This window comes from Streptomyces sp. NPDC001732, from assembly GCF_053596315.1.
In genome coordinates, this window is the sequence record NZ_JBSFFY010000004.1 from 1 (window position 1) to 26,306 (window position 26,306).

The 26,306-nt window shown below is 71.4% G+C and carries 23 protein-coding genes; 13 read left to right on the forward strand and 10 right to left on the reverse strand.

Annotation, left to right across the window (positions count from 1 at the left end; all coding sequences use genetic code 11):
* On the forward strand, positions 1-225 hold a 225-nt coding region (locus ACWCXX_RS06465; RefSeq protein WP_451124941.1), incomplete at its 5' end, for a hypothetical protein.
* Positions 226-406: 181 nt separating this feature from the next.
* Here ACWCXX_RS06465 and ACWCXX_RS06470 read toward each other — a convergent pair.
* The gene (locus ACWCXX_RS06470) at positions 407-892 is read right to left on the reverse strand and encodes a hypothetical protein (RefSeq protein ID WP_451124943.1); all 486 of its coding nucleotides are present in this window, start codon (positions 890-892) and stop codon (positions 407-409) included.
* A gap of 147 nt (positions 893-1,039) precedes the next feature.
* The gene (locus tag ACWCXX_RS06475) at positions 1,040-1,873 is read right to left on the reverse strand and encodes a thiopeptide-type bacteriocin biosynthesis protein (RefSeq protein WP_451124945.1); all 834 of its coding nucleotides are present in this window, start codon (positions 1,871-1,873) and stop codon (positions 1,040-1,042) included.
* A 612-nt stretch (positions 1,874-2,485) separates the two neighbouring features.
* On the opposite strand from ACWCXX_RS06475, the gene ACWCXX_RS06480 reads away from it, so the two are divergent.
* The 3 genes from ACWCXX_RS06480 (at position 2,486) to ACWCXX_RS06490 (ending at position 5,230) form a co-directional block, all read left to right on the forward strand.
* A complete protein-coding gene (locus tag ACWCXX_RS06480) occupies positions 2,486-2,893 on the forward strand; it encodes a peptidase inhibitor family I36 protein (protein WP_451124947.1) in 408 nt (135 codons plus the stop codon).
* 245 nt (positions 2,894-3,138) lie between these two features.
* Positions 3,139-4,296 carry an acyl-CoA dehydrogenase family protein gene (locus tag ACWCXX_RS06485; protein WP_451124949.1) on the forward strand — a complete coding sequence of 386 codons (1,158 nt, stop codon included), beginning with the start codon at positions 3,139-3,141 and terminating at the stop codon, positions 4,294-4,296.
* A 19-nt stretch (positions 4,297-4,315) separates the two neighbouring features.
* Positions 4,316-5,230, forward strand: a complete 915-nt coding sequence (locus tag ACWCXX_RS06490; RefSeq protein WP_451124951.1) for an acyl-CoA thioesterase — start codon at positions 4,316-4,318, stop codon at positions 5,228-5,230.
* Positions 5,231-5,258: 28 nt separating this feature from the next.
* Here ACWCXX_RS06490 and ACWCXX_RS06495 read toward each other — a convergent pair whose 3' ends face one another.
* From ACWCXX_RS06495 to ACWCXX_RS06515, 5 genes are all read right to left on the reverse strand, one after another.
* Positions 5,259-6,893 carry an NACHT domain-containing protein gene (locus ACWCXX_RS06495; protein ID WP_451124953.1) on the reverse strand — a complete coding sequence of 545 codons (1,635 nt, stop codon included), beginning with the start codon at positions 6,891-6,893 and terminating at the stop codon, positions 5,259-5,261.
* 195 nt (positions 6,894-7,088) lie between these two features.
* Positions 7,089-7,874 (reverse strand): phosphatase, encoded by a 786-nt coding sequence (locus ACWCXX_RS06500; protein ID WP_451124955.1) that lies wholly within the window; start codon positions 7,872-7,874, stop codon positions 7,089-7,091.
* Positions 7,875-7,949: 75 nt separating this feature from the next.
* Positions 7,950-9,491 (reverse strand): DUF6056 family protein, encoded by a 1,542-nt coding sequence (locus ACWCXX_RS06505; protein WP_451124957.1) that lies wholly within the window; start codon positions 9,489-9,491, stop codon positions 7,950-7,952.
* On the reverse strand, positions 9,488-10,498 hold the full coding sequence (locus ACWCXX_RS06510) for a glycosyltransferase family 2 protein (protein ID WP_451124959.1): 1,011 nt from the start codon (positions 10,496-10,498) through the stop codon (positions 9,488-9,490). The genes ACWCXX_RS06505 and ACWCXX_RS06510 overlap by 4 nt, the downstream gene beginning before the upstream one ends.
* Positions 10,499-10,664: 166 nt before the next feature.
* Positions 10,665-11,273, reverse strand: a complete 609-nt coding sequence (locus ACWCXX_RS06515; RefSeq protein WP_451124961.1) for an SACE_7040 family transcriptional regulator — start codon at positions 11,271-11,273, stop codon at positions 10,665-10,667.
* A 189-nt stretch (positions 11,274-11,462) separates the two neighbouring features.
* Between ACWCXX_RS06515 and ACWCXX_RS06520 the strand changes: the two genes are divergently transcribed.
* Genes ACWCXX_RS06520 through ACWCXX_RS06535 form a run of 4 tightly spaced genes read left to right on the forward strand, consistent with a single transcriptional unit; the run spans position 11,463 to position 17,352 of the window.
* A complete protein-coding gene (locus ACWCXX_RS06520; RefSeq protein WP_451124963.1) occupies positions 11,463-13,085 on the forward strand; it encodes a carboxyl transferase domain-containing protein in 1,623 nt (540 codons plus the stop codon).
* 13 nt (positions 13,086-13,098) lie between these two features.
* Positions 13,099-15,216 (forward strand): acetyl-CoA carboxylase biotin carboxylase subunit, encoded by a 2,118-nt coding sequence (locus tag ACWCXX_RS06525; RefSeq protein WP_451125350.1) that lies wholly within the window; start codon positions 13,099-13,101, stop codon positions 15,214-15,216.
* A complete protein-coding gene (locus ACWCXX_RS06530) occupies positions 15,213-16,154 on the forward strand; it encodes a hydroxymethylglutaryl-CoA lyase (RefSeq protein WP_451124965.1) in 942 nt (313 codons plus the stop codon). The genes ACWCXX_RS06525 and ACWCXX_RS06530 overlap by 4 nt, the downstream gene beginning before the upstream one ends.
* Positions 16,155-16,185: 31 nt before the next feature.
* Entirely contained in the window at positions 16,186-17,352 is a 1,167-nt protein-coding gene (locus ACWCXX_RS06535) for an acyl-CoA dehydrogenase family protein (protein WP_384222630.1), read from the forward strand.
* Positions 17,353-17,468: 116 nt separating this feature from the next.
* Here the strand turns inward: ACWCXX_RS06535 and ACWCXX_RS06540 are convergent, their stop codons facing one another.
* A complete protein-coding gene (locus ACWCXX_RS06540; protein WP_451124967.1) occupies positions 17,469-17,684 on the reverse strand; it encodes a hypothetical protein in 216 nt (71 codons plus the stop codon).
* A 120-nt stretch (positions 17,685-17,804) separates the two neighbouring features.
* Here ACWCXX_RS06540 and ACWCXX_RS06545 point away from each other — a divergent pair, with 120 nt between their 5' ends.
* The gene (locus ACWCXX_RS06545; protein ID WP_451124969.1) at positions 17,805-18,164 is read left to right on the forward strand and encodes a hypothetical protein; all 360 of its coding nucleotides are present in this window, start codon (positions 17,805-17,807) and stop codon (positions 18,162-18,164) included.
* Between the two features lie 68 nt (positions 18,165-18,232).
* Here ACWCXX_RS06545 and ACWCXX_RS06550 read toward each other — a convergent pair whose 3' ends face one another.
* Entirely contained in the window at positions 18,233-19,879 is a 1,647-nt protein-coding gene (locus ACWCXX_RS06550) for a beta-N-acetylhexosaminidase (RefSeq protein ID WP_451124971.1), read from the reverse strand.
* Positions 19,880-20,014: 135 nt separating this feature from the next.
* Here ACWCXX_RS06550 and ACWCXX_RS06555 point away from each other — a divergent pair, with 135 nt between their 5' ends.
* The 3 genes from ACWCXX_RS06555 (at position 20,015) to glmS (ending at position 23,255) form a co-directional block, all read left to right on the forward strand.
* Positions 20,015-20,953: a DUF4429 domain-containing protein gene (locus tag ACWCXX_RS06555; RefSeq protein WP_451124973.1), complete on the forward strand. Its 939-nt coding sequence runs from the start codon at positions 20,015-20,017 to the stop codon at positions 20,951-20,953.
* Positions 20,954-21,039: 86 nt separating this feature from the next.
* Positions 21,040-21,315: a hypothetical protein gene (locus ACWCXX_RS06560; protein WP_072489218.1), complete on the forward strand. Its 276-nt coding sequence runs from the start codon at positions 21,040-21,042 to the stop codon at positions 21,313-21,315.
* Positions 21,316-21,425: 110 nt separating this feature from the next.
* Positions 21,426-23,255, forward strand: coding sequence for a glutamine--fructose-6-phosphate transaminase (isomerizing) (gene glmS / locus ACWCXX_RS06565; protein WP_451124975.1), 1,830 nt, complete (start codon positions 21,426-21,428; stop codon positions 23,253-23,255).
* Positions 23,256-23,590: 335 nt separating this feature from the next.
* On the opposite strand, the gene ACWCXX_RS06570 is transcribed toward glmS, so the two are convergent.
* Entirely contained in the window at positions 23,591-24,112 is a 522-nt protein-coding gene (locus ACWCXX_RS06570) for a universal stress protein (RefSeq protein ID WP_451124977.1), read from the reverse strand.
* A 952-nt stretch (positions 24,113-25,064) separates the two neighbouring features.
* On the opposite strand from ACWCXX_RS06570, the gene ACWCXX_RS06575 reads away from it, so the two are divergent.
* Positions 25,065-26,300, forward strand: coding sequence for a helix-turn-helix domain-containing protein (locus tag ACWCXX_RS06575; RefSeq protein WP_451124979.1), 1,236 nt, complete (start codon positions 25,065-25,067; stop codon positions 26,298-26,300).
* The last annotated feature ends 6 nt before the right edge of the window (positions 26,301-26,306 follow it).

Genomic DNA, 26,306 nt, shown 5'->3' on the forward strand with positions numbered 1-26,306 from the left:
AACCCCCGACAGCGTGATCTGTCCGTCACGGCAAGGGAGTTGGAGGTCGGCAAGAAGTACCTGATGACCATCGACCCGCAGAGCAAAGTGCGCCCTGCCCTCGGCCCGAGGCCCGGCACGGACGTCGCCGACCTCGTCTGGCAGGTCATCTGCGCGGTCTTCATCATGTTCTTCTGGCTCGCCGCCGCCGTCGTGGGCTTCGATCCGGACGAATTCGTCTGGTGACGCGCATGGGCACGGGCGGCGAACCGTGGACGATCGCCCCGGTCGGTCACCCGGTCGCCCCGGCGGAGTCGGTCATCCGGCGCATGATCAGCGCCTGCAGCACCGGTTCGTAGAGGTCCGCAACCACTTCGGCGGCCCGCACGTCCGCCACGTCCTGGACGAGAACCCCATGAGTTTTTGATCAATAGCACGTTGCCGCCCCCAGCGGATCCGTGATGGCCAAGGGGAGACCAGCCCCGTCGGAGATGACTGTCGAGGTGTGCCCGAGCGTATCGGTGATGGAGGTGAGTTTGCCGGTCCCGTCATAGGTGAAGTGGGTGGTTGCTCCGGACGGCTCCGTCACGGATGTCCGGTTGCCGTAGGAATCGAACGTCTGACGCGTGATATCGCCATCGCTGCCAACGATCCGGACCGGGAGCCCGAGTTCGTTGCACTCGGTTCGCGTCTGCCGTCCGTTCGGACGCCCCACCACCGTCGTGCGGCCGTGCTCGTCGCATGTGGACCGGGTGACGCGTCCGAGTGGGTTCGTGACGGACAGCAGTCGGTGATATCGGTCACACTCGAATCGGGTGACGGCCCCCAGAGCGTCGACCCCGGCTACCACTTGGGAGCGGTCGTTGATCACATACCGCGTGGTGTGGCCGAGGCCGTCGGTCGTGGACGTCATGCGCAGGCCGACGAGCGTGCCGGGGCGAGCGGAGGCGGGACCGGGGGGCCGGGACGGAGGCGGGGGCGGGGCCGACACAGGAGCGGAGGCGGGGCCGGTACAGGAGCGAGGGCCGGGACGGGGGCGGAGGCCTGGAGGCCGGTCATGTCAGTCCACCGCCCCGTCGTCGAACAGGGCCTCGGCGAGCAGACTCTGGCGGGCGTACGACAGCCGGCCCCGGTTCCAGTGGAAGATCACGGCGTAGGCGGCGGCACGGCGCGGACCGCGCACCGCTTCGCCGGACTCGAAGTAGCCGGTGCGCCAGTGGTCCGCGGCCCGGCGCACCGCCTCCCCGTGCCGTTCCCGCCATCCGTGCCAGGCCTCGGGCAGCCCGTCGAGCAGCTGCGCCCGAGGCCGCTCCCAGTAGGTGCGGATGCCCTGGGCCGCCCGGCGCAGCGCGTCGTCCCGGAGGCCGCCGGGGAAGCCGCGCCGGGTGTCGGTGCGCACCGCTTCCCAGACGCCCCGGTGTTCCCAGCCCACGATGTGCAGGCCGTCGAAGAGTTCGCGGAGCAGGGCGAGGGAGAGGCGCCAGTCCGCCACGGTGTGCCCGGTGCCGTCCCCGCGCCGGACGTGCCGGTCGAGCCAGGCCAGTGAGTCCGCCGTGAACAACTCGTGCACCCACGGCATGGCGGCGGGACCACCGAAGAGATAGGACTCCGGCTCGTACACCACGCACACCGGAGGAGCCGCCAGCCCGCCGAACTCCTCGATCCGGCCGAGGAGTTCGGCCCGCAACGGAACGGCGCCGTCCGCCCCGGGCGCCTGGAACCGCACGCACAGGCCCGGCGGCTTGTGCATGAAGAAGAACGCCCGCGCGAGGTCCGCGTCGAGGAGGCCGCGCGCCGTGTCGGCGAGCCAGTCGTACAGGCGCGGCCACGAGCTCGGCCGCGGGGCCAGGTTCACCTGCACCCAGCTCGCCTCCGGGTGCTCCACCCCCAGCATGGGACCTCCGTGTGTCGTGGTTCCGGGTGTCGTGGTTCTGGCGTGGCGGGGCGTCTCGGGGTCGCCGGACGGGGCCGCAAAGTCGGCGTCGCGGCCTCGTTCGGGTGTCGGGAGAAGCCCTGCTTCGTTCTGGGCCGTCCGCGGATCCACGGGACGTGCCGGAACGCCCGAACCGCTTGCCGGCCGGACCGGATGCGCCGGGACCGTCCGGTCGAACCGGAAGCCCTGCCCGTCTGCGCCGGACCGGTCGGACCCGTCGACAGATCAATTCCCGCGTCAACACCAGCTGAAAGAGATATGGCCATTAGTCGGATTATGGACGGGTGTGCGCTTGGCGTGACCCGTGTGCCGGGAGCGCAGAAATCCACGCCGTCGCACGGCCCGCGGCGACGACGGGAGCGGGGGGAACGAGCCGTGGCCGACCAACGCGGGCGGGGCCGCGGCCGGTCACCGCGGGCGGGTGTTCACGCCGGTGCGCGAAGGCGCGCCGCGATCTTCACAGCAGGCTTCGAGCGCCCCTGTTTCCGCCTGTCTGCGCAGGTCACAGCCGTGCCACGCTGACGCTGGCCAGGGAGCTGAACCCTGGCCGCCGTCAGGAAAGAGGTCTCCTTCATGAACCGCTTCACCGCGCTCGCCGTCACCTCTCTCGCCCTGGCCCTGGGCCTGGCCACCGGGCCCGCCGCAGCCGGAGCCGGAGCTGCAGCCGGAGCCGCAGGGGGCGGCGCCGTCGAGAGCGCCAGAGCCTCCTACAGCTGCAGTCCCGGATACTTCTGCATCTACAGCGACTGGAACGGGGGCGGCACCCGCTGCCAGTGGTCGGACAAGCAGCGGGCGAACACCGCCGACGACTGCTCGTTCATCCAGCGGGGCCAGAACGTCCGCTCCGTGTGGAACGCGACCGGGCACCGCGTGCAGTACTACACCCAGACCAACTACAACGCCCGGGTCGGCTCCACCCCCGCCGGCAACGGCGGCAACCTCCAGGGCAACTACCAGATCCGCTCCTTCAAGCCCCAGTAACCGCGACAGCCCCGGCAGCCCCCGGAAGAAAAGGGGAGCGGAAGTCCTTCCCGGCAGCCACCGGCCGGGAAGGACTTCCGCACGTCCGGGGCCGGGCGTGCCGCGCATCACCCTGGACAGCCTCCGTGACTGCCGGGTAACTTTTGAATGTATCTGAGCAAGCGCTTAGCCAGTCCGGTCGAGGCGGACCGAACCCGACCCGGCCGAAGGCGACCGCCGACCGAAGCTGATCAAGGAGGCACCCCGTGCGCCGTACGGTATTCGACGAGGACCACGAGGCGTTCCGGGAGACCATACGCGCCTTCATCGAGGCGGAGGTCGTCCCCCACTACGACGAGTGGTTCCAGCAGGGCATCGTGCCGCGCGAGTTCTACTCGAAGCTCGCCGACCTCGGCCTGTTCGGCATCAACGTGCCCGAGGAGTTCGGCGGCGCCGGCCTGGACACCCACAAGTTCGAGGCCATCCAGTACGAGGAGACCGCCCGCGCGGGCATCAACTTCGGCGGCTCCGGCGTGCACGTCCTGCTCGCCCTGCCGTACATCAAGATGCTCGCCGACGAGGAGCAGAAGAAGCGCTACCTGCCGAAGTTCGTCTCCGGCGAGGAGATGTGGGCCCTCGCGATGACCGAGCCGGGCACCGGCTCCGACCTCGCGGGCATGAAGACCACCGCCAAGCTCTCCGACGACGGCACGCACTACGTGCTCAACGGCTCCAAGACCTTCATCACGGGTGGCGTCCACGCCGACCGCGTCATCGTCTGTGCCCGCACCTCGGCGCCGACCGCCGAGGACCGCCGCTTCGGCATCTCCCTGTTCGCCGTGGACACCAAGTCCGAGGGCTACTCCCTGGGCCGCAAGCTCGACAAGCTCGGCCTGCGGACGTCCGACACCGCCGAGCTGGCGTTCGTCGACGTGAAGGTGCCCGCCGGGGATCTGCTCGGCGAGGAGAACAAGGGCTTCTACTACCTCGGCCAGAACCTGCCGTCCGAGCGCTGGGGCATCGCCTACGGCGCGTACGCGCAGGCCAAGGCCGCGGTCCGGTTCGCGCAGGAGTACGTCCAGCAGCGCACCGTCTTCGGCAAGACCGTCGCGTCCTTCCAGAACACCAAGTTCGAGCTGGCCGCCTGCCAGGCCGAGGTGGACGCCGCCGAAGCCGTCGCCGACCGCGCCCTGGAGGCCCTGGACGCCGGTGAGCTGACCCCGGCCGAGGCCGCGTCCGCGAAGCTGTTCTGCACCGAGGTCGCGCACCGCGTCATCGACCGCTGCCTCCAGCTGCACGGCGGCTACGGCTACATGAACGAGTACCCGATCGCCCGCCTCTACGCGGACAACCGGGTCAACCGCATCTACGGCGGCACCAACGAGGTCATGAAGTCGATCATCGCCAAGTCCATGGGCCTGTGAGAACGGCTACGTTCCTTCCATGAGCTCAGCACTGGACTCCCTGCTCGATCTGCTCGACCTGGAGCAGATCGAGCAGGACATCTTCCGGGGTACGAGCCGCTCGGCGATCGTGCCCCGCGTCTTCGGCGGCCAGGTCGCGGCCCAGGCCCTGGTCGCCGCCGGCCGCACCGTCCCCGCCCGGAGTGCGCGGGCCCCCGGCTCCGCCCCGGCGGGGGAGGTCCCGTCCGCCCACTCCCTGCATTCGTACTTCCTGCGGGCCGGCGACCCGGGCGCGCCGATCGTCTACAGCGTCGACCGCATCCGCGACGGCCGTTCCTTCACCACCCGCCGGGTCGTCGCCGTCCAGCACGGGCAGCCGATCTTCCACCTCTCGGCGTCCTTCCAGACGTACGAGGAGGGCCTGGAGCACCAGGCGGACATGCCGGCCGCCCCGGACCCGGAGACGCTGCCCACGACGGCGCAGCTGCTGCCCCGGTACGCGGACCGCTTCAGCGATCCGGCCATCGTGGACCGGCTGATCGAGGCGCGGGCCGCGGTCGATCTGCGGTACGTGGACGCCCCGCCCTTCGGCACGGTCGGCGAACCGCGCGAGCCGCGCTCCCAGGTGTGGTTCCGCACCAACGGCAAGCTCGCGGACGATCCGCTGCTGCACGTCTGCATGGCGACGTACGTCTCCGACATGACGCTGCTCGACTCGGTGCTCCTCGCGCACGGGCGCGGGGGCTGGGCGGTCGGTGACGTGGTCGGTGCGAGCCTGGACCACGCGATGTGGTTCCACCGCCCCTTCCGGGCCGACGAATGGCTGTTGTACGACCAGGAGTCGCCGTCCGCGTACGGCGGGCGCGGGCTCGGCCAGGCCCGGATCTACACGCGGGACGGCCGGTTGGCGATCACCGTCATCCAGGAGGGCGTGGTCCGCGTCCCCCGGAGCTGATCAGGCCGAGGACCGTTCCGGGGCCCGGTCAGGCAGACGACCGTTCCAGGGCCCGCAGTTCCGCGAGGGACATGCGCTGCGCCCGCGCCGCGAGGTGGTCCTGGATGGTCTTGTGCAGGAAGGCGTGGCCGTCCCCCACGCGGCGCATGATCGCCCGGTCGGTCGCGTAGTCGAGGAAGCCCCGCTGGAGGTGGTTCGCCAACGGCGACCCCAGCAGCGGGAAGGGCACCTGGTAGAGGCCGACCATGAGCCGGTAGACCGGGTTCGGCCTGCTGGCGGGGTTCCCGGCCTCGTACCCGCTCAGCCGGCGCATGCCCCGGAACACCGGGTACATCCCCGGCGACACCAGTTGCCTGAGCACGTCGTCCGGTGCCTGGAGGACGATGCGCGTGAAGTCGTCCGCGTAGTACACCGTCGCGTGGACCTGGCTCAGTTCCCGGGCGAGCCGCAGCAGACCGGCCCGCACCTGGCCGGCGGGGCGTTCCGGGGTGATCGGCCGGCCCTGCAGGGTCCGGTCGCGGTGGATCATGCGCTCGATGTAGGCGTCGAAGATGCGGCCCCTGCGTTCCTCGGTGTCGCCGAGGGCCGCGACCTCGCCCTCGTCCACGCCCTCGTAGGCGAAGACGGCGACGCCCAGCATGAGCGGTGTGGTCAGCAGCCGGGCCAGCACCGGATCGGCGGCCACGGCGGCCGCCAGGCCGCGCAGCCCTTCGCCCGCGCTGTTGAGCAGGGCGTGCACGGCCGCGATCTCCAGGGGCTGCACACAGACCGCGCCGCTGACGGTGAGCCGCTCCCCCAGTTCGCCGTAGTCGGTCGAACGGCACGAGACGGCGATCGCGCAGTGCGGGTACTGCTCGGCGGAGAGCAGCCCGTTGATCGCGCGGACGCAGTCGGCGCGCAGCCGCGGGGCGACCTCGTCGAGCCCGTCCAGGACCAGGGCGATGTCGTTGCCCCGCAGCAGCGCGAGGGCGGTCTCCCGGGGGACGCGGTACCGGCTGTGCAGTTCGTCCAGGACCCAGCGCGCGAACGGTTCGCCGTGCCAGTCCGTCAGCAGCAGGACGGCCGGGACGGGGGCGTCGTCGTCCCGCTCGGCCGTCTCGGCCAGCTTCTCGGTCAGTTCGAGCATCCGCGAGGTCTTGCCCGCACCGGGGGCGCCCAGGACGAGGAGCTGGGCGTTGTGACGGTCGAAGACCTCGTCGATCCGGGTCCCCGCGGCCAGCGGCACCCCGCCCTCCGGACCGTCGGTGGTGAGCCGGGACGCGCCCCACGGGTCGTGCACGGCCGCCCGGTGCTCGGCGAGGCCCAGTTCGATCCGCACGGACCGTTCCCAGGTCCGGTCCGCGCCGTCCGTCCAGCTCCGGCGCACGGCGTGCAGCAGGGCGGCGCGTGCCCTGGCCCGCTCGTCGGCACCGAGTTCGGGGGCCGCGTCGTCCGGCACGAGGCTCCGCAGATGCACGATGTAGAGGAGCAGGCCCGTCAGTACGAAGGCGACGGACGCGCCCACGACGAGTGTGCGGCGGTCCTCGCCCGCGAAGCCCTTGTAGATGTCGGGCAGCAGCCCGGCGGCGAGCTCCTGGAGGACGAAAAGGGCGAGCACGACGAGCAGTCCGGTGAGAACCGACCTCGGCCCGCGCCCGCGGGACCGCTGCCCCGATGTGAACATGCGCCCCCCACGACACTGGACATTCGTGGCGCAGGGTAGCAACTGTGCGGGCGGGTCGTGGAGTTGCGGCCCTGCGCCGTGGAGCAGGGCCGCACGCGGCACGTACTCGACGCGGGCCGGGCCCGGACTCGACACGGATCGGGCGTGGGGCAGGCCCCCGGACGACCGCTGTTCCCGTTCCCGGCCCGGCCGGGATCAGCCCGGGAGCAGCCCCGCCGCGGCCAGCAGGTAGTCCGTCATCGGGTCGTAGAACCGCGGGTCCAGCACGTGGTCGTCCAGCGGGACGACGACCTGGAGCGTGCCTTCCGCCTCGCCGAGGAACAGCGCCGGGTCGTTGCAGTCCGCGTACCCCACCGCGTCCAGCCCGCGCTGCCCCGCGCACCCCGCCCAGCCGTGGTCGGCGACCACCAGGTCCGGCAGCGGGCGGCCCTCCCGCTCCAGGCCGTCCAGGATGGCGGCCATCGGGGCGGGCGAGTGCGTGTGCCAGAGCGTCGCGCCGCGCTCCTGCACGGCGACGTCCGCGAACTGGAACACCATGCCCTCGTCGGCGACCAGCCCCGACGGAATCCGCACGATCTCGCATCCGGCGGCCCGCAGCGCCGCCGCGGTCTGCCGGTGCACGTCGAGGAGTCCGCCCGGGTGCCCGGTCGCGAACAGCACCCGTTCCGAGTCCGCCGCCGCCTTCCGCAGCCGCGCCGCCATCCGCTCCAGGGCGTCGGCCGTCAGCTCCGGGTCGATGGTGTCCTGCCCGAACCGGTGCTCCGGGTCGTCGCTGACGCCGCAGCGTTCGGCCATCACCGCCAGCACGTCCTGCTCGTCGCGCCACCGGTCCCCGAGCTCCAGGCCCAGCCAGTAGTGGCGATCGCCGTTGGCGAGCTTGCGGTAGTGGGAGAGGTTGTTGTCGCGCGGCGTGGCGACGTCCCCGGCGATACGCGTACGGACGAGGTGCTCGACGAGGGCGGCACGGCTGGGTATTGGCATGAACCCATTGTGCCGTCGGGTGTGCGCAGTGTGCCGGGTGTATTGCGCGCCGGACCGATCGGCCCGGCGCGCAAGTCAGGGCAGTCGGGTCGAATGCGTGATCTTCTTCAGATGGTAGTACTGGGCGACGCACTTCGCCGGCCATTCCCGCTTGCCGTGGTTGCCGAACGGCTCCAGCATCCCGCTGACCGACACCGGCGTGTACGGGAGCACCGTGGCGCCGCGCGCCACCGCGTCCCGCAGCGAGCGGTCCTGCCGGTCCCAGCGCTGGGCACGCACCTCCATCTGCGTACCCAGCCGGAACAGCGGGACGGCGAGGCCGACGCAGGCCGCGGCGCAGATGACGGCGGCGACGCCCGCCGTCGCCGCACGGATGCCCCGGCGGCGGGCCCGCAGCCGCCGACCCAGCACGGCACCGGTGCCGACCAGGAGCAACACGTACAGCAGGAGGAAGTCGCCCCAGAGGCGCGACGCGGTCGCCACGCTCGCCCCGAGGGCGGGGTGGGTGACGACGACGCAGAGGTAGCCGGAGACCAGGAAGGCGAGGAATCCGGCGAGCGCCAGGAGAACGGGCCTGCGGCGCAGAAGCCCGGCCTGCCCGCCCGGCCCGGCCTGCCAGTCCGTTCCGCGCTCGCCGCCGCGCACCACCAGGCCCAGCAGCACACCGACGGCGAGCGCTCCCAGGTACTGCCAGGTCGTGAAGACCGTCCCCAGGACATGTGCGAACGACCGCAGCGCCGAGGTCAGCGCCTCCGGGCCGAACATGGAGGTGCTGTCGGCGCCGAACCGTGCGCGCCGGGCGCGTGCGCCGGGCGACAAGTACAGGACGGCCGTCCCGACCGCGACCCCGGCGAAGGCGACCACGCACCAGAGGCGCGTACGGGTCCGGTCCGCCCCGGGAAGGGCCCACCGGCTCAGCAGCAGGACGGTGGTGAGCACGACGAACGCGACGACCGAGGTCTCCTCCGACAGGGTGCCGACGAAGATCCCCGCCAGATACGCGACCCCCAGCGCGAAGCCGCGCCCCCGCCACGTCCGCGCACGCAGCAACGGGATCACGGCGGCGCAGGCCAGCACCGGTGCGACGGTGTGCGAGACGGAGTTGGCGGGCCAGTAGAACGCCTTGTACGGGTTGGGCGTGGCGAGGAAGAGGAGCGCCGCGCTCGTCGCGGCCACCAGCAGCGCCGACCCGCGTGGCGCGGTCAGTCCGGCCTGCTTGAGTACGGAGGCGATCAGCGCCCACAGGATGCCCAGCATGAGCACCCCGCTGACCAGGGCGAACCACTGGTGGCCCGGGACGCCGAAGGATCCGTACCCGATGACGAGCAGCGCGTTGGCGATGCGTCCGTTGTCGTGGAGGAAGAACTTGCCGATCATCCCGGAGGCGCCCGAGTCCCGTACGACCGGGAGGAAGCACCAGTCGTCTCCTCCGGGACGGACCAGCCGTCCGATCCAGAAGGTCGCGCCGAGCAGGGCGAGCGGCAGCAGGGCGAGGCCCGACGTCCCGATCGCCGCCCACCGCCGTACGGGACGCGGGCGGCCGTCCGCGCCACCCGTACCCGTTTCCGCGCCTGTCCCCGTCTCCGTGTCCGGGCCTGTGCCGGTGTGCGGGCTCATGTGCATCGGGGCCCTTCGTACGCCGTGGCGACGGACGGGGCCTCGGACAGCGCGCCGGACGGACGCACGCCCCGGTCCGGGCACTCGCTCGTCTCCCGCACCACGTAATGCGGCCGGCGTTTCACCTCGGAGTAGATGCGTCCCACGTATTCGCCGATGACGCCCAGGGTGGCGAGCTGAATTCCGCCGAGCGCGACGACGGCGGTCAGCAGGGTCGTGTAGCCGGGCACGGCGACACCGTGCAGGGCGACGTCCGTGATGATCCACAGCGCGTACCCCAGGGCCGCCAGCGCGAGGGCGAGCCCGGCGTGGATGGCCAGGCGCAGGGGGCGGCTGTTGAAGGAGATCAGCCCGTCGATCCCGTAATTGAGCAGATTCCTGCCCGCCCATTTCGAACTTCCCGCCGCGCGGCGGACGTTCCGGTAGGAGAAGGACGCGGTGTCGAAACCGATCCAGGAGAAGATTCCCTTGGAGAACCGGTCGGTCTCGGGCATGGCGAGCACCGTGTTCACGGCCTTGCGCGACAGCAGTCTGAAGTCGCCCTCGCCGTCGACGACCTCCACGTTCATGCAGCGGCCCATGGCGCGGTAGTAGGCGGCGCTGAGGAATGTGCGCAGGACGCCCTCGCCGGTGCGGTCCCGGCGCGCGACGACCTGGTCGTATCCGCGCTGCCACAACTCCAGTATGCGGGGCAGCAGTTCCGGTGGGTGCTGGAGGTCGGAGTCCATGAGGACGACGGCGTCGCCCCGGGACATCCGCAGTCCGGCGAGCATGGCGGCCTCCTTGCCGAAATTGCGGCTGAAGGAGACGTAGCGGACCCGCCGGTCCTCGGTGGCGAGCGAGCAGATCCGGGCTCCGGTCCGGTCGTTGCTGCCGTCGTCGACGTAACAGATCTCGAAGGTGCGCCGCATCGGTTCGAGTACGGCGAGCAGCGCACGGTGGAATGTCTCGATCACCTCGTCCTCGTTGAAGCAGGGGACAACGACCGAAACCTGACATGTTTTCATTTGAATTCCCCATCAGGCGTGGCGAGACAACCCGAACCATATGCCTGGGGATCATCGCGACACTCCGACCGGAGGGGCGCGACGGAGAAAAGGGGAAAGGAATTAATCCACCCTCTCCGCCTTTCCGTATTAATTCATATGTTCAAGGCGCGGCAGGTCCCGCGCCTCATGCGCGGGCCGCCGCCGCTTCGAAGGCGCCGCGCGCCAGCCGGTGCAGCAGCGCCGCCGTGTCCGCACGGTCCGGCCGGGCGTCGGGGCGCCCCAGGTGCGGCGTCGAGTTCAGCAGGCCGAAGACGGCGTGGACGGCGGCGCGGGCCTCGTGCTCGGGCAGATCCGGGTAGAGGTCGCGGACCACCTCCACCCACACCTCGACGTACTGGCGCTGGAGCTGGCGGACCCGCTTGCGGTCGGCGTCCCGCAGCCGGTCCAGCTCCCGGTCGTGGAGGGTGATCAGGGGGCGGTCGTCGAGGGCGAAGTCGATGTGGCCCGCGATGAGCGCGTCGAGCAGGGCGCGCGGGGAGCCGTCCTCCCCGGCCGCGTCCTCCGAGACCCGCAGCTGCCCGCCGGCCAGCAGCCGCTCGCTGATGCCGACCAGCAGCTCGGCGAGCATCGCGTCCTTGCCGGGGAAGTGGCGGTAGAGACCGGGGCCGCTGATGCCGACGGCCGCGCCTATCTCGTCGACACCGACGCCGTGGAAGCCGCGCTCGGCAAAGAGGCGGGCGGCCTCCTTGAGGATCTGCTCGCGGCGGGTGGGGGCGTCCGTCCTGGTGGTCATGGATTCGATTCTAGACAGTCGGGTTAGCGAACGTTAACCGGAGCGCGGCACCCCCGCCCCGCCCGGTTCCCGCCGCAGACCTCGGGGAGCCCGCGGGCAGCCCTGGACAAGGCTGTTAGCGCTCGTTAACCTTGGGGCAGACGTTAACGGTCACTAACTACTGCGGTACGGGCAAGGGGGCTCGACACGATGCAGCAGGCACCGGTGCTGACGAGCGCGGCCGATCCCGCCTCCGAGGCCTGGCAGGCCAACGAGGCGGCACATCACGCGCTCGCCGACGAACTGCGCTCGCGGCTCGCCGCGGCCAGGCTCGGCGGGGGTGAGAGGGCCCGCGCCCGCCATGTGGCGCGCGGCAAGCTGCTGCCCAGGGACCGGGTGGACACCCTGCTCGATCCGGGGTCCCCGTTCCTGGAGCTGGCCCCGCTGGCGGCCGAGGGGCTGTACGGGGGCGCCGCCCCGGCGGCCGGGGTGATCGCCGGGATCGGCCGGGTCAGCGGCCGGGAGTGCGTGATCGTCGCGAACGACGCGACCGTCAAGGGCGGCACGTACTACCCGATGACCGTGAAGAAGCACCTGCGCGCCCAGGAAGTGGCGCTGGAGAATCGTCTCCCCTGCCTGTACCTCGTGGACTCCGGGGGCGCGTTCCTGCCGATGCAGGACGAGGTCTTCCCCGACCGGGAGCACTTCGGCCGGATCTTCTACAACCAGGCCCGGATGTCGGGGGCGGGCATCCCGCAGATCGCCGCGGTGCTGGGCTCGTGCACGGCCGGCGGGGCGTACGTCCCCGCGATGAGCGACGAGGCCGTGATCGTCCGGAACCAGGGCACGATCTTCCTGGGCGGGCCGCCGCTGGTGAAGGCCGCGACCGGCGAGGTCGTGACGGCCGAGGAGCTGGGCGGCGGGGAGGTGCACTCCCGTACGTCGGGGGTGACCGACCACCTCGCCGAGGACGACGCGCACGCGCTGCGGATCGTGCGGAACATCGTGGCCACCCTGCCGGACCGGGGCGCGCTGCCGTGGTCCGTGCGCCCGGTCGACGAGCCGAAGGTCGATCCCGCGGGCCTGTACGGCGCCGTCCCGGTCGACTCCCGCACCCCGTACGACGTGCGCGAGGTGATCGCCCGGGTCGTGGACGGCTCGCGCTTCGCCGAGTTCAAGGAGGAGTACGGGACGACCCTGGTCACCGGCTTCGCCCGGATCCACGGCCACCCGGTCGGGATCGTCGCCAACAACGGCATCCTGTTCTCCGAGTCCGCCCAGAAGGGCGCCCACTTCATCGAGCTGTGCGACCAGCGCGGCATCCCGCTGGTCTTCCTGCAGAACATCTCCGGCTTCATGGTGGGCCGGGACTACGAGGCGGGCGGCATCGCCAAGCACGGCGCCAAGATGGTCACGGCGGTCGCCTGCACCCGCGTGCCGAAGCTGACCGTCGTGGTCGGTGGTTCGTACGGCGCGGGCAACTACTCCATGTGCGGCCGGGCCTACTCCCCCCGCTTCCTGTGGATGTGGCCCAACGCGAAGATCTCCGTCATGGGCGGCGAGCAGGCCGCGTCCGTCCTCGCGACGGTCAAGCGCGACCAGTTGGGCGACGACTGGAGCACGGCGGACGAGGAGGCGTTCAAGGCCCCGATCCGCGAACAGTACGAGACCCAGGGCAACGCGTACTACGCCACGGCCCGGCTCTGGGACGACGGTGTGATCGACCCGATGGAGACCCGGCAGGTGCTGGGACTCGCCCTGACCGCGTGTTCAAACGCCCCACTTCCCCAAAGGGACTACACAGCGCCCGGCTTCGGCGTCTTCCGGATGTGAGGAACAGATGACGATGTTCGACACCGTTCTCGTCGCCAACCGCGGCGAGATCGCGGTACGTGTCATCCGTACGCTGCGGGAGCTCGGCATCCGCTCGGTCGCCGTCTTCAGCGACGCGGACGCGGACGCCCGGCACGTCCGGGAGGCCGACACGGCGGTACGGATCGGGCCCGCGCCCGCCGCCATGAGCTATCTGAGCGTGCCCGCGCTCCTGGACGCGGCCCGCCGCACCGGCGCGCAGGCCGTCCATCCCGGCTACGGGTTCCTCGCCGAGAACGCCGACTTCGCGCGGTCGTGCGCCGAGGCGGGGCTGGTCTTCATCGGCCCGTCCGCCACCGCCATCTCGCTGATGGGCGACAAGATCCGGGCCAAGGAGACGGTCGCGGCGGCCGGGGTCCCGGTCGTGCCCGGCTCCGCCGGGAGCGGGCTCACCGACGACCAACTGGCCGCTGCCGCCCGGGAGATCGGGACGCCGGTGCTGCTGAAGCCCTCGGCGGGCGGCGGCGGCAAGGGCATGCGGCTGGTGCGCGACGAGACGCTGATCGCGGACGAGATCGCGGCGGCCCGGCGCGAGGCACGGGCCTCGTTCGGCGACGACACACTGCTCGTGGAGCGGTGGATCGACGGGCCCCGGCACATCGAGATCCAGGTGCTGGCCGACACCCACGGCAACGTGGTCCACCTCGGCGAGCGCGAATGCTCGCTCCAGCGCCGCCACCAGAAGATCATCGAGGAGGCGCCGTCCGTCCTGCTCGACGAGGAGACCCGGGCGGCGATGGGCGAGGCGGCCGTCCAGGCGGCCCGCAGCTGCGGCTACGTCGGCGCGGGCACGGTGGAGTTCATCGTCCCGGGCGACGACCCCGCCTCGTACTGCTTCATGGAGATGAACACCCGCCTCCAGGTCGAGCACCCGGTCACCGAGCTGATCACCGGCCTGGACCTGGTGGAATGGCAGCTGCGGATCGCGGCGGGCGAGCAACTCCCGTACACGCAGCGGGACATCGCGCTCACCGGCCACGCGGTCGAGGCCCGGATCTGCGCGGAGGACCCGTCCCGCGGCTTCCTGCCCTCCGGCGGCACGGTGCTCGCGCTGCACGAGCCGCAGGGCGACGGCGTGCGGACGGACTCCGGGCTCGGCACGGGCGGCGAGGTCGGCAGCCTGTACGACCCGATGCTGTCGAAGGTCATCGCGTACGGCCCCGACCGCGCCGCCGCCCTGCGCCGGCTGCGGGCGGCGCTCGCGGACACGGTGACCCTCGGCGTTCCGACGAACGCCGGGTTCCTGCGCCGGCTGCTCGCCCACCCGGCGGTGGTGGCGGGCGATCTGGACACCGGCCTCGTGGAGCGCGAGGTGGCCGGGCTGGTGCCGGAGGGCGTGCCCGAGGAGGTGTACGCGGCGGCGGCGCTGCTGCGCCGGTCCGCAGCGTCCGGCACCTCCTCCGCCGCCGACGCCTCCGGTTCCGCCGACGCCTCCGGCTGGGTCGACCCGTTCTCGGTGGCGAGCGGCTGGCGGCTGGGCGGCACCCCGGCCCGTACCGTGTTCGACTTCCGCATTCCGGGCCACGAGCCGGTGCAGATCTCGCTGCGCGACTGCCCGGCGGGCACGGAGCTGACGTTCGGCCACGTCGGCGAGGGCGCGCAGCCGCCGGAGCCCGCGACGGGCGCCTGCGGTCCGCTGGCTCCGCTGCCCGGCGGCCGGGAGACGGCCGGGATCACCGAGCTGTCCCCGCACCGAATCGTCGTCGAACTCGCCGGTGTCACCCACGCGTTCACCCATGCCGCGTCCCCGGACGGGGTCTGGCTGGGCCGCGACGGCGACAGCTGGCACGTACAGGACCACGACCCGGTGGCGGCGTCGCTGGCCGGTGCCGCCCGGTCCGGGGCGGACACCCTCGCCGCGCCCATGCCGGGCACCGTGACGGTCGTGAAGGTGGCCGTCGGGGACGAGGTCGTGGCCGGTCAGAGCCTGCTCGTGGTGGAGGCGATGAAGATGGAGCACGTCATCTCCGCCCCGCACGCCGGGACCGTGACCGAGCTGGACGTCGGCGCCGGTGCCACGGTCGCCATGGACCAGGTCCTGGCCGTGGTGGTCCCCACCGAAACAGCCGAAACCGCCGGGGAGGAAGCATGACGACGTCCCGCACCCTGCCCATGACCGTGCCGGCCCAGGATCTGCCCGCCCGGGTCCGCATCCACGAGGTCGGTGCCCGCGACGGACTGCAGAACGAGAAGTCCGTCGTACCGACCGAGGTGAAGGCGGAGTTCATCCACCGACTGGCCGCCTCGGGGCTGACCACCGTCGAGGCGACCAGCTTCGTGCACCCCAAATGGGTGCCCCAACTGGCCGACGCCGAGGACCTGTTCCCCCGCCTGGCCGATCTCGACGGCGTCGCCCTGCCGGTCCTCGTGCCGAACGAGCGCGGTCTGGACCGGGCGCTGGCGCTCGGCGCCCGCCGGATCGCCGTGTTCGGTTCGGCGACCGAGACGTTCGCCGCCCGCAATCTCAACCGCACCGTCGACGAGTCGCTCGCCATGTTCGAGCCGGTCGTCGCCCGCGCCAGGGCCGAGGGGGTGCACGTCCGCGGCTATCTGTCGATGTGCTTCGGCGACCCGTGGGAGGGACCCGTCCCCGTCCACCAGGTCGTGCGGGTCGCCAAGGCGCTGATGGACCTCGGCTGCGACGAGCTCTCCCTCGGCGACACCATCGGCGTCGCCACGCCCGGCCACGTACAGACCCTGCTCGCCGAGCTGAACGAGGAGGGCGTGCGCACCGACACCATCGGCGTGCACTTCCACGACACGTACGGGCAGGCCCTCTCCAACACCCTTGCCGCGCTCCAGCACGGGGTGACCACGGTGGACGCCTCCGCGGGCGGCCTCGGTGGCTGCCCGTACGCGAAGAGCGCGACCGGAAACCTCGCCACCGAAGACCTCGTGTGGATGCTCCAGGGCCTCGGCATCGAAACCGGGGTCGATCTCGACGCGCTCACCGCCACCAGCGTGTGGCTCGCCGATCAACTGGGTCGACCCAGCCCGTCCCGTACCGTCCGCGCGCTCTCGGTGCAATAGACACCCGTTCCCACAAGGAGTGACCCCTGCCATGTCCCTGGACCACAGGCTGACCGCCGAACACGAGGAACTGCGCCGCACCGTCGAGGAGTTCGCGCACGACGTCGTCGCCCCGAAGATCGGCGACTTCTACGAGCGGCACGAGTTCCCGTACGAGATCGTGCGCGAGATGGGGCGGATGGGCCTGTTCGGGCTGCCGTTCCCCGAGGAGTACGGCGGCATGGGCGGCGACTACCTCGCCCTCGGGATCGCCCTGGAGGAGTTGGCCCGGGTCGACTCCTCCGTGGCGATCACCCTGGAGGCCGGGGTCTCCCTCGGGGCGATGCCGGTCTACCGCTTCGGCACCGAGGAGCAGAAGCAGCGGTGGCTGCCGAAGCTCTGCTCCGGAGAGGCGCTCGGCGCGTTCGGCCTGACCGAACCGGACGGCGGCTCGGACGCGGGCGGCAGCCGGACGACGGCGGTGCGCGACGAGGCCACCGGCGAGTGGGTGATCAACGGCTCCAAGTGCTTCATCACCAACTCCGGCACGGACATCACGGAGCTGGTCACGGTCACGGCGGTGACCGGCCGCAAGGAGAACGGCGCCCCGCTCATCTCCTCCATCATCGTGCCGTCCGGCACCCCCGGCTTCACGGTCGCGGCCCCCTACTCCAAGGTCGGCTGGAACGCCTCGGACACCCGCGAACTGTCCTTCACCGACGTCCGCGTCCCGCTGGAGAACCTGCTCGGCGAGGAGGGCCGCGGCTACGCCCAGTTCCTGCGCATCCTGGACGAGGGCCGGATCGCCATCTCCGCCCTGTCCACGGGCCTGGCCCAGGGCTGCGTCGACGAGTCGGTGAAGTACGCCGCCGAGCGCCACGCGTTCGGCAGGCCGATCGGCTCCAACCAGGCGATCCAGTTCAAGATCGCGGACATGGAGATGCGCGCCCACATGGCCCGCATCGGCTGGCGCGACGCGGCGTCGCGCATGCTGGCGGGCGAGCCCTTCAAGAAGGAGGCCGCGATCGCCAAGCTGTACTCCTCGACGGTGGCCGTGGACAACGCCCGCGAGGCGACCCAGATCCACGGCGGCTACGGCTTCATGAACGAGTACCCGGTGGCCAGGATGTGGCGCGACTCCAAGATCCTGGAGATCGGCGAGGGCACGAGCGAGGTCCAGCGCATGCTGATCGCCCGCGAACTGGGCCTTCCGTCCTGACGCACGTACGCATGGCATGACGGGGGCGGGTCCGGATTCCGGGTCCGCCCCCGTTCGCGTTCCGGTACCGCCGTGCGGGCCCCGCTCCGAGCCGCACCCCCGGACGGCCCCCTTGCTCAACCCGCCGCTGCCTTGAGCCGCTGCTGATGCAGTGCGTCGATCGCCCCCAACTGCCGCCGCTCGTAAGCGGTACCGGGTCGCACGGAGGCCGATCGGCTCTTCCAGGTGAGGCCGGTGGGGCGCCACAACATGACGATCGGACCGGCGACGTCGTCCACCACGCCCACCATGTCGTGGGCCCGGTCGAAGACCACCGTGCCGACGTGGAGCACCCGCCCCGCGGCGGTCGCGCAATTCGTTCGACAGTGTTCGGGTGCGGACGGCAGAGTCGACGCAGCGAACCGAGCCACCGGCCGGGAGCAACTCGACGAGCATCGAGGGGAGTTCGGGACATGACACTGCTGGTGCACACCTTCGTGTACGACGAGAAGGGGGACTGGCGGCTGCTCGACGACCCCGACGACGGAGGCGACATGGCCGGCTTCGAGAGCAGCCGGACCAAGCTCTGGGGGTCGGAGTGCGCCCGTGCGCTCGGGGCCCGGTTCCTGCCCCGGCTGGCCGACGAGAACATGTTCGTGGAGCCGGGGGAGGTCGAGGACTTCCTGGCCGAGTGCGAGCTGTTGCACGGGAACACGGCGGTCCTGGGCGCGCACAGCGGGTACGGGGAGGACTACGTGGTCGCACGGCTCGGCAACATCAATCGTGCCGCCCTGCGGGCGCGGGCGGTGGGCGGCGGGGTCCTGGTCTGGTGAACGTGCAGGTGAGTGGGGTGTAGGGGCGAGGGCGGCCCCGGCCTGGACCGGGCCGCCCCGCTCTCACCTCACTCCGTCGCCCAGGGGACCTCCGGCGCGCGGTAGTAGTTGACGCCGAGTGCCGAGAGCCTCGGGCCCTGCGCACCCAGGCGCACCTTGTACGCGTCCCAGTCGTGCGTGGCCGCGGGCGACCAGCCGAGTTCCGCGACTCCGGGCAGCCGGGGGAACGCCAGCTGCTCGATCTCGTCGCTGTCGGTCAGGGTCTCCGACCAGAGCGGCGCCTCGACGCCGAGGATCGAGTCCTGCGGGACACCGTCCAGGTAGGCCGCCGGGTTCCAGTCGTACGAGCGCCGGACGGAGACATAGCCCGCCCAGGCCAGGCCCAGCTCGGTGTCCTTGTCGTACTTCATGTCGAGGTAGCTGCGGTCCGCCGGGGACAGCACCAGCTTCGTGCCGTTCGCGGCGGCGCGGGCCACCTGTTCGCGTTCGGCCGCGCCCGTCCGGTCGTAGCCCCAGTACTGGGCGATCGCGCACTTCACCGGTACGGCGCCGGTGAGTTGGTGCCAGCCGATCACGGTCTTGCCGTACTTGCCGACGACGGCCTGCGCCTTGTCCATGAAGGCCACGTAGTCCTCGTGGCTGGTGGAGTGCGCCTCGTCCCCGCCGATGTGGACGTACTTGCCGGGGGTCAGCGCGGCCAGTTCGCGGATCACGTCGTCCACGAATTCGTACGTGACGGCCTTCGGGACGCAGAGCGAGCTGAAACCGACCTTGGTGCCGGTGTACAGCGGCGGCGCGACGCCGTCGCAGTTCAGCTCCGCGTACGAGGCGAGCGCCGCGTTGGTGTGGCCGGGCAGGTCGATCTCCGGCACGACCTCCAGGTAGCGGGAGGCCGCGTACCGGACGATCTCCCGGTAGTCGCTCTTCGTGTAGTGGCCGCCGGGGCCGCCGCCGACCTCCGTCTGCCCACCGTACGTGGCGAGCCGCGGCCAGGAGTCGATGGCGATCCGCCAGCCCTGGTCGTCGGAGAGGTGCAGATGGAGCTTGTTCATCTTGTAGAGGGCGAGCTGGTCGATGTAGCGCTTGACCTCGGCGACGGAGAAAAAGTGCCGGGACACGTCGAGCATCGCGCTCCGGTACGCGTAGCGCGGCGTGTCCGTGACCGTGCCGCCCGCGACCTTCCACGGCCCCTTCCGCGGGCTCTTCCTCTCCACGTCGGCCGGGAGCAGCTGACGGAGCGTCTGGACGCCGTGGAAGAGTCCAGCGGGGCCGTGCGCGGTGATGGTGACGGAGCCGCCGGTGGACTTCAGGCGGTAGCCCTCGGCGCCCAGTTCGGGGTTTCCCGCGTCCAGACGGAGCCGGATGCCGTCCTCGCCGCCGCCCGTGACCGGCAGCGCGTACCCGGTGGACGGGCGCAGCACGCCCGCCAGGTAGTCGCCGATCCGCCGGGCCTCGCCGGAGTCGCCGTCGACGCGGATCCTGGTGGCCGGGGTGATGGTGTACGGGGAACCGCCGGGCTCCGCCTTCGCGGGTGCGGGCACGATCTGCCCGAGCGGGCGGGGCTGGGCGGCGGCCGGGCCGTTGTCCGCCGCCGGTCCCTTCGGGGCCGGTCCTCCCGGAGTCGCGCCGATGCCGGAGATCCCGGCCGCGGTGACGAGCAGCAACGAGCCGAGAAGGCGGGGAAGGGCGACGCGTCGTGTCCTGTGCAGTCTCACAAGCCGGGTCCCTTTCGACGGGTTCACACCTGTGGATCTCCTGAACAGCCGAACCATCACCATGCGTATCGCGCGCCTCACGGATGGTCAAGGTGTAGACCACTCCCCCGTGGGACGGCTGGCAGAATCTGCCGCATGGCGGAAATAATCCAGCGCGACGGGACCTGGACCTTCGACGGCGAGACGGTGCGGATCGTGCCGGGCCGGGGCAAGGGCGTCCATCCGCTCCGGCAGGAGCTGGGGGAATGCGCCGTACCGCTGCGGGCGCTGGCGGGCATCTCCTTCGAGCCGGACCGCAGGGGCGGCCGGCTGCGACTGCGGCTGCGCGACGGCGCGTGCCCGGTCCTGCGCGCGGCCGACGGCCGGCTCAAGGACGCCGCGGACCCCTATCAGCTCGCCGTGGAGAAGGACCGGAACGGGGTGGCGGAGTACTTCGTCGACGAGGTGCGCAACGCCCTGCTGGTCGAGCAGGTGCCCACCGGCGCGGTGGACGGCTTCCTGCTGCCGGGGCCCCCGGTGCCGGTCGCCGGTGGCGGCGGGGACGGCACGGCCTCGTTCGACGGGGAGACGATCCGCCTCACCTGGAACTGGAAGGCCGGCAGCGCCAAGCTCTCGGGCGGCCCGGTCGCGTTCCCGGTGTCGGAGGTGACCGACGTGCGCTGGGTGCCCTCCATCGGCCTGGAGAACGGGTATCTGCGCTTCGTACGGGGCGGGGGCTCGGCACCGTTCCCGGCGGCCGAGCACGACCCGTATGCGCTGGACCTGTGGGGGCTGTCCAAGAAGGAGTACACGGCGGCCCTGGTCGCGGCGGCGGTCCTGGTCCGGCTGCCCGGCGCGACGGGGAGGGCGGCGGGAGCGGGCGTCGCCCCCGAAGGCGCCGCGCCCGCGGAGATCGGGGCCCCTGCCCCGGCCGCGTCCGCACCACTCGCCCCCTCCGCACCGCCCGCACCCTCCGGCGACGATCACGACACGCTGCTGCGCCGACTGCGCGAGCTCGGCGAACTGCACCGGTCCGGGGTGCTCACCGACGACGAGTTCACCGCCGCCAAGCAGGCCGTGCTCAAGCGCCTGTAGGGCACCGAGAGCACAATCACATCCATCCCTGCCCGATATCGGGCAGAATTGTTGCGGAAGTGCCCCATCCACCGCAATATCAACGAGTGCTCGAACGCCGCCCGTCGCATGACGACCTCATTGACCACCTGGTCCGCAGCACCGCGCTCCAGCGCGGTGAAGCCGCCCGGGTGATCCTCGACGTGCTGGCGTACTTCGACGAGACGACCGACGACTTCGTCCGCCGCCGCCACCGCGAACTGCAGTCCGGCGGCCTGGTCAACGCGGAGATCTTCGAGCGGATCGCGGCCGAGCTGCCGCACCGCGCGGTGGCGCCTCCGGAGCTCTCGCTCCGCCAGCTGCGCCGCATCGTCTACGGCTGAAGGACCCGCGGCCGGACGGTCCACGACCGGACCGTCCACGGCCGCACGGACGAGCCGACCCGACCGGGCGGCGAGCACCACAGGTACATCGATGGAGGGGCAGAGAATCCATGTGCGGAATCGTCGGATACATCGGGAAGCGTGACGTGGCTCCGCTGTTGCTGGAAGGGCTGCAGCGGCTGGAATACCGGGGTTACGACTCCGCGGGCATCGTCATCACCGGCAAGGCGTCGGCCGGGAAGCCCGCCGCCCTGAAGATGGTCAAGGCGAAGGGCCGGGTCCGCGAACTGGAGGCCCGCGTTCCCAAGCGCTTCACCGGCACCACCGGTATCGCCCACACCCGTTGGGCCACCCACGGCGCCCCGAGCGACGAGAACGCGCACCCGCACCTGGACGCCGAAAACAAGGTCGCCGTCGTCCACAACGGCATCATCGACAACGCCTCCGAGCTCCGTGCGAAGCTCGTCGCCGACGGTGTCGTCTTCCTCTCCGAGACCGACACCGAGGTGCTGGTCCACCTGATCGCCCGCGCCCAGGCGGACACCCTGGAGGAGAAGGTCCGCGAGGCGCTGCGCTCGGTCGAGGGCACGTACGGCATCGCCGTCATGCACGCCGACTTCAACGACCGCATCGTGGTCGCCCGCAACGGTTCCCCGGTCGTCCTCGGCATCGGCGAGAAGGAGATGTTCGTCGCCTCGGACGTCGCCGCGCTGGTCGCCCACACCCGCCAGGTCGTCACCCTGGACGACGGCGAGATGGCCACCCTCAAGGCCGACGACTTCCGTACGTACACCACGGAGGGCTCGTCCACGACGGCCACGCCGACCACCGTGGAGTGGGAGGCCGAGTCGTACGACATGGGCGGCCACGACACGTACATGCACAAGGAGATCTCCGAGCAGGCCGACGCCGTCGACCGGGTGCTGCGCGGCCGGATCGACGACCGTTTCGCCACCGTGCACCTGGGCGGCCTCAACCTGGACGCCCGCGAGGCGCGCGGGGTCCGCCGGATCAAGATCCTGGGCTGCGGCACCTCGTACCACGCGGGCCAGATCGGCGCGCAGCTGATCGAGGAGCTGGCCCGCATCCCCGCGGACGCCGAGCCCGCCTCCGAGTTCCGCTACCGCAACCCGGTCGTCGACCCGGACACGCTGTACGTCGCGGTCTCCCAGTCCGGTGAGACGTACGACGTGCTGGCCGCCGTCCAGGAGCTCAAGCGCAAGGGCGCCCGGGTGCTCGGCGTCGTCAACGTCGTGGGTTCGGCGATCGCCCGGGAGGCGGACGGCGGTACGTACGTCCACGCCGGCCCCGAGGTCTGCGTCGTCTCCACCAAGTGCTTCACCAACACGGTCGTCGCGTTCGCGCTGCTCGCCCTGCACCTGGGCCGGATCCGGGACCTGTCGGTCGCCGACGGCAAGCGGATCATCGAGGGGCTGCGCAAGCTCCCCGCCCAGATCAGCGAGATCCTCGCGAACGAGGACGAGATCAAGAGGCTGGCGGCCGAGTACGCGGACGCCAAGTCGATGATGTTCATCGGCCGGGTGCGCGGCTACCCCGTCGCCCGCGAGGCCTCGCTGAAGCTCAAGGAGGTCTCGTACATCCACGCCGAGGCGTACCCGGCGTCCGAGCTGAAGCACGGGCCGCTGGCGCTGATCGAGCCCGCGATGCCGACGGTCGCGATCGTGCCGGACGACGACCTGCTGGAGAAGAACCGCGCCGCGATGGAGGAGATCAAGGCCCGCAGCGGCCGCATCCTCGCCGTGGCCCACCAGATGCAGGAGAAGGCCGACCACACCATCGTCGTGCCGAAGAACGAGAACGAGCTGGACCCGATCCTGATGGGCATCCCGCTCCAGCTCTTCGCGTACCACACGGCGCTGGCCATGGGCCGGGACATCGACAAGCCGCGCAACCTGGCGAAGTCCGTCACCGTCGAGTAGGCAGCGGGACGTGTCGCCTCATCGGCCGGAGGGAGGGTGTCTCTCCGGCCGGTGATCCGCGGGGGAGATGGCCGAAGGCAGCGGGGTCGGAACCACCCGTACCGGCGTCGCCGCCCCCGGCGGACGCCCTGCGCATGCGTCGCCCCCGCGCCCCGGCGCCCCTCGCCCGCCCTCCGCGAGGGCACGATCCGCCCCCGTACACCGGCGAACTGTCGGTTTGTGCAGACGATTTGACGCCATGTCGATGCAGGGCGCGGCCCACCGGTCCACAGTCCACAGGAGGGGCAGGAGGCACCGGTGGCGCGGAGGACGATCACGGCCGGGCGGCGTGACGCTCAGGGAATGACCACGACCGGGCGCTGTGCGCGGCGGGCGAGGCGGCCGGCGACCGAGCCGAAGATGCGGCCGACGACGCCGTGCGTGGAGCCGACGACGATGGCGTCGGCCGAGTACTCCTGGCCGACCTCCTCCAGTTCGTGGCAGATGTCGCCGCCCCGCTCGACGAGCACCCAGGGCACCTCGGAGAGGTAGTCCGCGCAGGCCAGCTCCAGGCCGAGCACCTCGGTGCGGTGGTCCGGCACGTCCACGAAGACGGGCGGTTCGCAGCCCGCCCAGACCGTGGTCGGCAGCCGGTTGGCGACGTGGACGATGATCAGGCCGGAGCCCGATCTCCTGGCCATCCCGATGGCATACGCGAGGGCGCGCTCGCTGGAGGTGGAGCCGTCGAAGCCGACCACGACCCCGTGACGGAACGCGGGATCGCAGGAATGACGTGGTTCTTCGACCGTCTGCGGGTCCGACATGGGGTCGGCTACCTGCTTGCGGTCGGCGGGTTCGGGGATTTCGTGACCGGCCATCGGTGTCTCGGCGAAGAGAGTCCTCGTGAGGAGAGCGACTTGGGGAAGGTGCGTCAGCGGGCGGTGTTGCGGTGTCCGGGAATCATCTTCCCAACCCCTTACCCCCAAGGGTACGGCTCCACTCCTCCACTGCCCAGACCCGCGCAAAGCGCGCGCGACGTTCCACGGAGCATGCCCGAGGCGGCCCCGTATGGCAATGCCGGTTGTGCCGTACACCGACGACGAGGGGCCCGGACGGCTTCCCTCGGTGACCGGACGGGACCGTATCCGTCACCCCCTTCGTGACAACCCGGGGCCTCCGCGCCCCGGCCGGACGCCGGGCGGGATGCCCGGACCGACGTCGGCCACCGACGGCCGAATGTATGTTCTCCCGGGCCCCACCGCCCGCCCCGCCCCCTTCCGCCCCGTCCGCGACGGGGCACCCGACCGGGAAGCGACGTCGGCCCGCCGGACGGGAACCGCTCGCACCCGACCGCCGTCGCGCCGTTCCGTACGATCGGTCGTCCGGCCTGCCGAGGGGGCGCAAAGAAGCGCCTGCTCACTCGGGTTGTGCGCCGGTCCAATGACTGAATCACGTATGCACAACCGTCTATTTTCAGCCAACTTCACACCCGCCCCGATTCCTTGTCGAATTGGCCGATCAACCCCCTTGTCACCAGGCAGGAAGAGACCGCGCGGTACGCTTCCACCCAACGGGGACGGGCCATGAACGCGAGGCGCACTTCCCTGTGCGGCCGACGAATGAAACGCTTCGTGATCGAATGCTTCCCGCCAAGTTGCCTTGTCGACATAACGCCGGTTGGTGAACTTGTCACGACGGCGCCACGGGACGCAGTAGATTCGATCTTGGGTACCGAAGACTGGGGACTCGTGCAGGACCGAGGGGAAAAGTGCAGGAGCGACAGGCCCGTAAGGACCAGGAAGACGCGAACACCGAGGGGGGCTTAGCGTCATGAGCCAGGACTCCGCCGCCGCAACGGAGGCTGTACGGAAGCTCAGTGGCCGTCGACGACGAGAAGTCGTCGCCGTGCTGCTGTTCAGCGGCGGCCCCATCTTCGAGAGTTCCATCCCGCTCTCCGTGTTCGGAATCGACCGCCAGGACGCGGGTGTTCCGCGCTACCGACTCCTCGTCTGCGGCGGGGAAGAGGGACCGCTGCGGACCACCGGGGGACTCGAACTCACCGCACCCTACGGGCTGGAGGCGATCAGCAGGGCCGGCACCGTCGTGGTGCCCGCCTGGCGTTCGATCACCTCGCCGCCGCCCGCCGAGGCGCTGGAGGCGCTGCGCCGCGCCCACGAGGAGGGCGCCCGCATCGTGGGCCTGTGCACCGGCGCGTTCGTGCTCGCCGCCGCCGGCCTGCTGGACGGCCGCCCGGCGACCACGCACTGGATGTACGCACCGACGCTGGCCAAGCGCTACCCGTCGGTCCACGTCGATCCGCGTGAGCTCTTCGTCGACGACGGCGACGTGCTCACCTCCGCCGGCACGGCGGCCGGGATCGACCTCTGCCTGCACATAGTCCGCACGGACCACGGCACGGAGGCCGCCGGGGCACTGGCCCGCCGGCTCGTCGTGCCGCCGCGGCGCAGTGGCGGTCAGGAGCGCTACCTCGACAGGTCTTTACCTGAAGAAATCGGCTCCGACCCGCTCGCCGAGGTCGTGGCCTGGGCACTGGAGCACCTCCACGAGCAGTTCGACGTGGAGACGCTGGCCGCGCGCGCCTACATGAGCAGGCGGACCTTCGACCGCAGGTTCCGTTCGCTCACCGGCAGCGCACCGCTCCAGTGGCTCATCACCCAGCGGGTGCTGCAGGCGCAGCGGCTGCTGGAGACGTCCGAGTACTCGGTCGACGAGGTGGCGGGCCGCTGCGGCTTCCGCTCGCCGGTCGCGCTGCGCGGACACTTCCGGCGTCAGCTGGGCTCCTCCCCCGCCGCGTACCGGGCCGCCTACCGGGCCCGTCGTCCGCAGGGCGGGGGCGCGGAACCCGTCACCGCGGCGTCCGAACCGATCGTGCCCGCGCAGAGCGGCTCGACGGTCCGGCGCGCCACGGCTCCGGTCGTCCCGCCGGGCCCCCACTCCTCCGTCGTGCCGGCGGCGGGCGGGGGGCAGCCGGAGCACGGGAAACCGGGCCTCGACGCGTACGCGGCCGGACGCCCGACCCTGCCGGGGCAACGGAGTGCCCCGTAGGGTGGA